Annotated in this window: 7 protein-coding genes and 1 tRNA gene; 2 read left to right on the top strand and 6 right to left on the bottom strand. The window is 72.1% G+C overall.

The features are described from left to right. Positions 1–765 precede the first annotated feature (765 nt). Positions 766–1,281, top strand: coding sequence for a GNAT family N-acetyltransferase (locus ACFV9O_RS38595; protein WP_385427265.1), 516 nt, complete (start codon positions 766–768; stop codon positions 1,279–1,281). Positions 1,282–1,527: 246 nt separating this feature from the next. Here the strand turns inward: ACFV9O_RS38595 and ACFV9O_RS38590 are convergent, their stop codons facing one another. The 4 genes from ACFV9O_RS38590 to ACFV9O_RS38575 all read right to left on the bottom strand — a co-directional run bounded on the left by ACFV9O_RS38590 (position 1,528) and on the right by ACFV9O_RS38575 (position 4,967). Beyond that, entirely contained in the window at positions 1,528–1,737 is a 210-nt protein-coding gene (locus tag ACFV9O_RS38590; RefSeq protein ID WP_385427262.1) for a hypothetical protein, read from the bottom strand. Between the two features lie 5 nt (positions 1,738–1,742). Further along, positions 1,743–3,530: a selenocysteine-specific translation elongation factor gene (gene selB / locus ACFV9O_RS38585; RefSeq protein WP_385427259.1), complete on the bottom strand. Its 1,788-nt coding sequence runs from the start codon at positions 3,528–3,530 to the stop codon at positions 1,743–1,745. A 2-nt stretch (positions 3,531–3,532) separates the two neighbouring features. Continuing rightward, positions 3,533–4,852 (bottom strand): L-seryl-tRNA(Sec) selenium transferase, encoded by a 1,320-nt coding sequence (gene selA / locus ACFV9O_RS38580; protein WP_385427256.1) that lies wholly within the window; start codon positions 4,850–4,852, stop codon positions 3,533–3,535. Between the two features lie 21 nt (positions 4,853–4,873). Next, positions 4,874–4,967 (bottom strand) — tRNA-Sec (locus ACFV9O_RS38575). A gap of 56 nt (positions 4,968–5,023) precedes the next feature. Between ACFV9O_RS38575 and selD the strand changes: the two genes are divergently transcribed. Beyond that, the gene (gene selD / locus ACFV9O_RS38570) at positions 5,024–6,067 is read left to right on the top strand and encodes a selenide, water dikinase SelD (RefSeq protein WP_385427253.1); all 1,044 of its coding nucleotides are present in this window, start codon (positions 5,024–5,026) and stop codon (positions 6,065–6,067) included. Positions 6,068–6,126: 59 nt separating this feature from the next. On the opposite strand, the gene ACFV9O_RS38565 is transcribed toward selD, so the two are convergent. Further along, complete coding sequence (locus ACFV9O_RS38565) at positions 6,127–7,065, bottom strand: penicillin-insensitive murein endopeptidase (protein WP_385427250.1); 939 nt, start codon at positions 7,063–7,065, stop codon at positions 6,127–6,129. A 34-nt stretch (positions 7,066–7,099) separates the two neighbouring features. Beyond that, positions 7,100–8,851: a glycoside hydrolase domain-containing protein gene (locus tag ACFV9O_RS38560; RefSeq protein ID WP_385427247.1), complete on the bottom strand. Its 1,752-nt coding sequence runs from the start codon at positions 8,849–8,851 to the stop codon at positions 7,100–7,102. Between the last annotated feature and the right edge of the window lie 546 nt (positions 8,852–9,397).

Raw genomic sequence — 9,397 nt, 5'->3', positions numbered from 1 at the left:
CAACCCCAGGCCCTTCGTCTGGACGAAGACCGCTGACGAGATCTTCGAACGCCTCACCGGATATCTGAACCGAATCAAAGACTCAGGACACTAGAAGGCTGCTGAAAATCTGGCCGGATCCTTAGCCATCCGGACACCCTGCCGGAGAGCGAGACGCTCAAAGTTGAGTTCGTCCACACTGCCCCGAACTGGAAGCTCTCACCAGCGGTCGACAGCCCCCGCGGCGCCCGAAGGCCTCGTCGGCACGGGACGATGGATGTACGACACGGCAGTCCGCGACGGCCAGGACCGGTTCGCCAACGGTCTCACCTGCCTTTTCGGACGAGCCGAGTGCCCTCGGTGTGCCAGCACATTCGTCATCGCGGCGGAGTACACAACCACTAACCTCTCATCTTGGGGTGAGTGATCACACGCAGGACTTCTGGAGCAGGGCCAAGACAGCGCCCAGCGTTACCACTCCACAGAAGTTGAGCCGGAACCCGCTCTTGGAGATGCCGTGTCTTCGATCATGCCTACCGTGCCGGGAGGCCCTGAGCGCATCGCGTCATACCGCGTCGTAGGCAGCCTGGGCGCGAGCGGCATGGAAACGGTGTACGCGGCCACAGAGCCCCAAAGCCGTGACCGTAAGCCCGGCCCGCAGGTTGGTCGAGGCCGCCCAGAGCCGCCGGCGGACGGTGAACGCCCCTCACCTGTCGCACTCGACCGCGTCGCCGGAGCCCGCTTCGAACGCGGCCTACTCATCGAACGCCCCGAGCGGGAGGCAGCGTGACCACGATCAAACCCGAGACCATCCACACCGGCCGGCTGACTCTCCTGCCCCTGCAGGTCGAGCATGCGGAAGAGATGGCCGCGGTGCTGTCCGACCCGGGACTGCATACCTTCATCGGCGGCACTCCGGCCACCGCGCAGGGACTGCGCACTCGCTACGAACGCCTGGTCGCCGGCTCGCCCGACCCCACCGTCTCCTGGTGCAACTGGGTGATACGGCTCCGCGACACGGACCGCCTGACCGGCACGGTCCAGGCCACCGTCACCGCCGACGACCACGGACGCGTCGCGGAAATTGCCTGGGTGGTGGGCACTGCCTGGCAGCGACGCCGCATCGCCACCGAGGCAACCCAAGGACTGATCACGTGGCTCGGAACACAGGCGGTGCAGACGGTCATCGCCCACATCCATCCCGATCACCAGGCATCCGCCGCCGTGGCCACCGAAGCCGGACTCACCCCCACCGACCAGTGGCACGACGGGGAAATCAGGTGGCAGCTGACGATCGGCTGATCACCCATCCACACGTCTTGATGAATGCCCGGGTCACGGTGACGGGTGCGCGGACGGTCCAGGACGGAAAGGGCCACACGACGGGCCCAGGGCACGCGCCCAGGGGACCAGTCGCACGCGTCGTCATCGACGAGACCTGTCAGCCGGCGGTCGGCGGGCCGCAGCAGTTGACGTGCAGGTCTTCGTGCTCGCTGGCGCCGGCCGGAGTCACCGTCAGCACCGCTGCCAGCACCATGAACAGGCCGATCACTCGGGAGTTGCACCGTTGAGCGTGCAGACCTGGGGTGCATGGACCGTAGCGGCGCACAAGTCCCCCACATCGGGGAGTACGGGGTGCGCGCCACCGCGGACTCGTTCGCGTTCGTCTGCCCGTGCCAGGAGTGCGTCTTTCACGACGAACCGCCGGTCGCCGTGGTCGACGAGCAGCTCCACCACCGGCAGCTCCAGCGGGAACACGGGCTTCAGGGTGGTGCGGTGACCGACCCCGGTCGACTGTGCGGCGTGCACCGGCGGCGCTTGTCGGGAAGCAGCTGGGTGATGCCCTGGCCGTCGCAGTGCTCCAGCAGGGGAACGGTGACGCGTCGGGTGGTGTCCAGGGCGCGGCTCGCCGTTCCCACGGTGAACGGCTGGTCGAGTTCGCTCAGACGGTCGGCCGCCAGCCGGGGCGCGTCAGGTAGCAGCACCACGTGCTCCGCGAGGCGCAGTACCGCTCCGTGGCGGGCCGCCGCAGCGAGCTCGCGGCGGCCGAGGCCGAGTTCCGCGAGCCGCTGGGTGTGGGGGGCCGCGAACGGCCGGTCGGCGAGCTCGGTGGTGAGGCGGCGCACCGCGTCCGCAACAGCGGCGGGCAGTGCCGCGGGCCCTGCGGTCACGCGCCCGTGGTTCATCCGCAAGGGTGGTGTGACCAGTGCCTCGACCAGGGATACGGAGGGCAGCCCGAGACGGTGCCGGGCGGTTTCCAGCGGTACGCCCTCCTCGGTGGGCCGCTCGGAGCGGTACGCGGCGACCAGTTCAGCCAGCCGGGCACGCAGGGCGGTCCAGTGGGCGGGCTCGGCGAGCCAGTCGCCCGCGACCGGCGTGGTGTGGACGGCCACTCCCATCGCGGTCAGCTCCCCGCGCCTGACCAGCAGTCGGCGCCGCAGCTCGTCCGCCTCGCTCGGAGTGCCGCGAGTGTCGCCGAGCTCGGCCGCCCGCCGGGCCGCGGAGCCGCGGCGCCGCAGGTCCGGTGGTTGAGGGTCGAGCACCGTCAGGCCGGCCAGCACCTGCCGCAGACCGGGATCGCGCAGCACCGCACGGTCACCGATGCGCAGCGGCAGTGGCGCGGGCAGGGTCAGCCGGACGAGGTCCGTACCGAGCGGCCGCACGCGTACCGGCACGGCCGCCGAGCCGATGTGGGCGACAGCAGTGCGAGGCAGCGCAGCGGCCGGAGTTCCGCCGTGTACGCGCACGTCGCAGCGCAGGCAGGGGAGGAAGCTGTCGGGGGTGAGCAGTGCGTCGCCGCGGCCGGTCGACTCCTTCTCAAGACCCCGGAGGTTGACGGCGACCCGGGCGGTCGCCCGCACCAGGGCGGTCTCCTCGCCGAGGGCCTGCAGCGCCCTGACGCGCACGGAACGGCCGGAGCGGGCGGTTATCAGGACGTCGCCCCGCTGGATCCGCCCCGCACCGAGCGTGCCGGTGACCACCAGCCCGCTGCCGCGCACGGTGAAGGCGCGGTCGATCCACAGCCGCACCGGGGCGTCGGCGTCCCCGTCCGGCAGCCGCGCGGCCAGCCGGTCGAGGGCGGCGCGCAGCTCGGCGAGGCCCGCGCCGGTGCGGGCGCTGACGGCCACGGCCTCGACACCGCCGAGCGTGCTGGATTGGATCCGGTCCAGTGCCTGCGCCGTCGCCGGGCCGGGATCGGCCAGATCGCAGCGGGTGACGGCGAGCAGGCCGTGCCGTACGCCCAGGGCGTCCACGGCGGCGAGGTGCTCGGCGGACTGCGGCTTCCAGCCCTCGTCCGCGGCGACGACGAACAGCACGGCGGGCACGGGTCCCACGCCGGCCAGCATGGTGGGGACGAACCTCTCGTGCCCCGGGACGTCGACGAACGCGAGCCGCTCGCCCGAGGGCAGATCCGTCCATGCGAAGCCCAGGTCGATGGTCAGACCACGGCGCCGCTCCTCCGCCAGCCGGTCCGGGTGGGTGCCGGTCAGCGCGTGGACCAGCGTGCTCTTGCCGTGGTCGACGTGCCCGGCCGTCGCGATGACCCGCATGCTCAACGACCCGCCGCGCGCAGCACCGCGGCGAGGACGTCGTCGTCGCACACCTCCGGCACGCACCGCAGGTCCAGCAGCAGCCGGCCGCGCACCACCCGGCCCAGCACGGCCGGTTCACCGGAGCGCAGCGGCGCCGCCAGGCCGTCGGGGAGGCTGAGCGCACAGGACGGCAGAGCGATCCCGGGGGCGCCGCCGCCTCCGACCACCGCCTCGCACGGCACGACGCGCGCGTCCAGGCCCCGGCGCGCAGCGCCCTCGGCCAGGCGCAGCGTCCGTGTGCGCAACTGCGGCAGCGGCATGTGCACGGCGGCGTGCACGGGTGGCTCGGGACCGCGCAGCGTCGCCTCCAGCGCGGCCAGGGTGAACTTGTCCACACGCAGGGCGCGGGCCAGCGGATGGCGGCGCATCCGCTCCACCACGGCGGCCCGGCCGAGGACCAGCCCCGCCTGCGGACCGCCGAGCAGCTTGTCCCCGCTGGCGGTCACCAGCGTGGCCCCGGCGCGCAGCGCCGTGGCCGCGTCCGGCTCGCCCGGCAGCACCGGGTCCGGCCGGAGGAGGCCGGAGCCGATGTCGACCACCACGGGCGGGCCCAGCGCCGCCAGTTCTCCGGCATCCACTCCTTGGGTGAAGCCGCTCACCGTGAAGTTCGACGGGTGGATCTTGAGGATGAACCCGGTGTCCGGGCCGACGACGTCCGCGTAGTCGCCGAGACGGGTCCGGTTGGTGGTGCCGACCTCGCGTATCCGGGCGCCGCAGGAGGCCAGCAGCTCAGGTATCCGGAAGCCGTCGCCGATCTCCACGAACTCGCCCCGGCTGAGCAGGACGTCGCGCCCCGCAGCCAGCGTGGCCACGGCCAGGGCGAGGGCGGCGGCTCCGTTGTTGACCACATGCACGGCCTCCGCGGCCGGTACCGCCTCCCGCAGGGCCGCCATGGCACTGCGGCCGCGCGACGCCCGCCTGCCGGTGCTCAAATCCAGCTCGACGTCCGTGTAACCGCCGGCCGCCGCCATCGCCTCCAGCGCGGACCGCGATAGCGGGGCCCGCCCCAGATTGGTGTGCAGCACCACGCCAGTGGCGTTGTGCACGGGGCTCAGCCCGGCCGCGCGTGCGGGGAGCGCGGCGAGCGCGGCACCGACGGCGTCGTCCGGCCCGATCCGTCCTTCGCGTACGGCCTGCTGGGCGGAGGCGACCGCGGCCTTGACGACGGTCCTGCCCAGCCGTGCGGACGCCTCGCTCAGCCGGGGATCGCCGAGCAGCAGCGTGGTGCTCGGCACCTGCCGCCGGGGATCCGCCGACGGCCTCCGCTGCCCGTCCGCCACCCGCGCCCCCCATCGAAGTCAGCGGAGGCGGACGGGAATCGAACCCGCCGGGCCCGGTTTCCGGACCACACCGATTTTGAAGATCGGGAGGGGCACCAGCCCGCCCAACGCCTCCGGAGCCCGATTGTGATCCCCGCACACTGCTGGGGCAAGGGGTGAAATCATCGTCGTATGAAGACAGTTGGCCCCTCAGCCGGACCCGCCGCGCCCGTGCGGCTGACCCAGTACGCACACGGCGGCGGCTGCGCCTGCAAGATCCCTCCGGACGAGCTGGAGACGATGGTCGCGGGACTGCTGCCGTCGCGGAATCCCGGACTGGCCCCGGGCGCAGGCGAGGACCGGCTGCTGGTCGGACTCGACGACGGCGACGACGCCGCGGTCGTGCGCACCGGTGACGGCACCGCCCTGGTGTCGACGGCCGACTTCTTCACGCCGGTCGTCGACGACGCCCGCGACTGGGGCCGGATCGCCGCCGCCAACGCCCTCTCCGACGTCTACGCGATGGGCGGCCGGCCCGTCGTCGCCCTCAACCTGCTCGGCTGGCCCCGGGACGTCCTGCCCGCAGAGCTGGCACAGGAGGTCCTGGCGGGAGCGCTCGACGTCGCCGGCAGGGCCGGCTGCTTCGTCGGCGGCGGCCACAGCATCGACAGCCCGGAACCGCTCTACGGAATGGCCGTGACCGGCCTGGTGGACCCGGACCGGCTGCTGCGCAACGACGCAGGCCGGCCGGGTGTGCCGCTCACCCTGACCAAGCCGCTGGGCGTCGGGATCCTCAACAACCGCCACAAGCGGACGGGCGAGGTCTTTCCGCACGCCGTCGCCGGCATGGCCGCGCTCAACGACAAGGCCAGTGCCGCTGCCCTGGAGGCCGGCGCCGTGTGCGCCACCGATGTGACCGGATTCGGGCTGCTCGGCCATCTGCACAAGCTGGCCCGTGCCAGCGGCGTCACCGCCGTGGTGGACGCAGCCGCCGTCCCCGTGCTCGACGGCGCCCGGGAGTCCCTGCAGGCCGGGTACGTCAGCGGCGGCACGAGGCGCAATCTCGACTGGGTGCGCCCGTACCTGGACGCGGGACGGGCGAGCGACGACGAGCTGCTCGTGCTCGCCGACGCGCAGACCTCCGGCGGGCTGCTGGTCGCCGGTGAGCTGCCCGGACATCCGGTCATCGGGGAGCTGGTCCCCGCCGTCGCCGGCACGACGCTCGTGGTCCGCTGAGCACTGCGGTCGACGGCCGCGGACCCGCAGGCGACGCCCGGGGCCCGCGGCCGACGCGCTTACCGGTAGCGGATGTGCAGGTGGTTGTCGTGGTTCGGGTAGCTCGTGGTCAGCCCTTCCGAGATCAGCTGCGGATCGTTGAAGAAGATCAGCTCGACATGGCCGGGAGCCTTCGCCCGGATCTCCTGCACGAGCCTGCGGGTGGCCGCACGGTCGTACGTTCCCGACTGCCAGGTGATACGCCCCGCGGTGCACTGCGCCGAGTCGGTGCGGATCGGCCACACGTCGATGTCCATTCCGACTTCGTGGCTGGCGTGGCCGGGTATGTCCCCACCGTGCTCGAAGCCCGCGTCGCCGACCGGCAGTCTGCCGTTCCCGGTGGCGGCGAAGCCGACTGCGGCCGCTTCCAGTTGGCCGACGGCGCCGGCCGTCGCCCAGTGGGCGTTGGCGTTGCCGTCGGGGCTCTGCGCGCACATCGTCCCGGCGCCGAAATTGATGTTCTCGTAGTGCCACAGCAGGTTCTGCCAGGTGACCGGCCCGACGACGCCGTCCGCGCCGATTCCCGCATGGGACTGGAAGGTGCGGACGGCGGTGGCGGTGGCCGGCCCGAAGGCCCCGTCGACCGTCAGGCCTGCGCCCCGCTTGGCGTTGAGCAGCGACTGGACGGCCTTCACCGCCGGCCCGTTGTCGCCCTGCCGTACGGTGATGGCGAGCGCTCCCCAGGTGGCGGGCCCGACGATGCCGTCCGCGGCCAGGCCCTTGGACTGCTGGAAGCCCACCACAGCGCTGTGCGTGCCCGAGCCGAAGACGCCGTCCACGGCCACGGAGCGGCCGTGGGCGGCGAGCAGGTGCTGCAGCGCGACGACGTCGGAGCCCCGGTTGCCGTTGCTCGTCAGCGGGAACGCGGCCTGGGGGAAGGCCTGCGCGGGGACGCCCAGTCCGAGGAGCAGGCCCGCCACCGCGGCGAACAGCGTGATGATGCGTGCGAGTCGTCTCACGATTCCTTCCTCACTCCTCTGCTCACGTTCCTGCTCACTTTCCCGACTGGAGGGCGCCCCAGGTGGCGGGGCCGACGATGCCGTCGACGCCCAGCCCGCGCGAGGACTGGTAGTCGCGTACGGCCTGATCGGTGCCCGAGCCGAAGTCACCGTCGATGGCCACCGTCCGGCCGAGCGCGGCGGTCAGGGCGCGCTGCAGTCGCGTGACGGCCTCTCCCGTCGAGCCGTTCTGGACGGTGGGTGTGGATCCGCGGGACAGCAGGGCGGTCCAGGTCTTCGGGCCGACCACGCCGTCTGCCGTGAGCCCCCTGCTGGTCTGGAAATTCCTGGTGGCGGTGGTCGTCGCGGGGCCGAAGTCCCCGTCCGGGGCGCCCGGGTCGTAACCGGCGGCCTTCAGCAGGCACTGGGCGGCCTTGACCCGGTCGCCCGTCGAACCGCTCTGGACGGTGGTGTACGCGGTGAAGTCCAGGTTCACCCCCGTGCAGGTGGGCGCGGGCGGGGTGCCGGTGCCCACGTCCAGGTAGTCGCGGTCGATGTTGATCGAGTAGCCGCCGTAGGACTCGGTGACCTCGCCTACGTACTGGTGGATCCGCTGGTGGTTGGACCAGTAGCTGGCCGGCACGTAGGTACCGGTGTTGGTGTCGGCGGCGCCGTTCCACCACGCGTAGAAGAGGTGGTCGACCCGCGTGTAGGCGCTGTTGTTGTACTCGCTGGCGGCGTCCTTGATGCCGGAGGCGGCGCTGGAGTAGAAGCCCGACAGATAGCCGCTGCTGTGCAGCCGCTCGGTCCAGCCGGACAGGTACGACAGCACGGCCGCCTTGCAGGAGGCCGTGGAGGTGTAGGCCTCGATGTCGCTGTAGATGGCGCTGCCCGCCGGGATACCGAGGTTCGACGCGGCGGTGATGGCGCCGGCCGCCGCGGTGACGCCCTGGGACTTGGCCGTGGCCGGGTCGGCGGACATCTTCAGCGAGTAGCTGGTGCACGGCGCCTGGCGGCCGACGTCGATGGGGAACAGCCGCCATCCGTTGTTGGTCTGGTTGGTCACCCAGCTCGCGGTCAAGTTCGGCTGTGCGCAGCCGCGGAAGGAGCCGCTGATGTAGACGCCGACCGCACTGTACGGCGAGCTCGCCTGCCAGGCGTTCATGGCGGCCTGCGAGGGGGCGGTGCAGGCGTCGAAGCCCTTGCCGAGGTAGCTGCCCGGCTGCGGCCCGGCCGCGGCCAGGGGCGCGGCGTCGGAGCGCTGCGCGGCGCGGGGCAGTTCGGTGCGTTCGGCGCCCGCGGTCAGCTCGGCCGAGGTGAGGACGCCGCGCACCAGGCTTTCGGTCGCCGGGGAGTGGGCGGCGGTGACGAGGACGCCGGCGTCCTCGACAGCGAGCTGGATGGTGTCGTTGCTGGACGCGGCGGACGGGGCGGTGGCCTTGCCTCGCTGTGTCCGGGCGGTCGCCGCCGTCGCCCGGCCGGCGGAGCGGGCGGTGATGGGCTCCACGACGATGCCCGCCGTACGGCCGACGACTCGGGCAGGGCAGTCGTTCTGGTCGGCGGGCTCGCCTATGTAGACGGCGGGTCTGTCGAACCGGATGCAGGCGCGCGGGTTCTCGGCCAGGTCGACCACCTGCCAGTCGGCGGGCACCTCGATGCGGTAGCCGTGGAAGGCGACGGACTGCCGACTCTCGGGCGGGGAGGCCGCCAGGGCTGGGCCGGGGACGGCGGACGCGACGGTACCGGCGAGCACCGCCAGCACGGCCGCTGCGGCGCGGACGCGCCAGGGGATGCGGGACGACGACATCAAGGCACTCCTACTCGGGTGCGGGAGAGAGTGGGGGAGAGCGGCGCGGCAGGTGTGCTCCGTGCCGGGACGAGCGGTGCTGTGTGCGTCGGACTCGCTGTTCAGATGCCGCGACTGGGAGCGGACCAGGCGTGGTTGGGGCGCTCTACAGTGAAGGTCATGGCCATGACAACAGGATGAAGGAATCGGGCCGTGCGTCGTAACATCGCGCCGCCGTCCCGGGTCCTGATTCCCCGCAAGGGGACTCAGCCGAGTTTGGCGCCGTAACCGCGGCGTGTCCACTCCGTCACCATCCGCCACAGGACCAGACCTCCGGCACAACAGCCTTGTGACCGGCCGTCGTTGAGCCACGCGATGCGACGGCATCGGGCAATGGCGTCGGGCTCGGGCAACGGCGCTACCGGGACTAATCGCAGTGCATCGGGCTTCAGCTCGGTGGTGAAGCGATTCTGAGAAGTGCTCTGACCCGCACCTTAGAGCGGACGGTTCTGCTGCTCGATGTACTGACGGACTATCGACAGCGGAGCCCCGCCCACCGATCCCGCG

The sequence above is a fragment of the Streptomyces sp. NPDC059909 genome (genome assembly GCF_042730885.1).
Classification (GTDB): Bacteria; Actinomycetota; Actinomycetes; order Streptomycetales; family Streptomycetaceae; genus Streptomyces.
The sequence above is the reverse complement of the archived record's forward strand: the minus strand, read 5'-3'. Positions and strand labels throughout refer to the sequence as shown.

Excerpts from the sequence above, each read along its gene's own strand:
- selB (WP_385427259.1), bottom strand. The coding sequence starts at position 3,530 with ATGCGGGTCATCGCGACGGCCGGGCACGTCGACCACGGCAAGAGCACG.
- ACFV9O_RS38560 (WP_385427247.1), bottom strand. The coding sequence starts at position 8,851 with ATGTCGTCGTCCCGCATCCCCTGGCGCGTCCGCGCCGCAGCGGCCGTG.
- selD (WP_385427253.1), top strand. The coding sequence starts at position 5,024 with ATGAAGACAGTTGGCCCCTCAGCCGGACCCGCCGCGCCCGTGCGGCTG.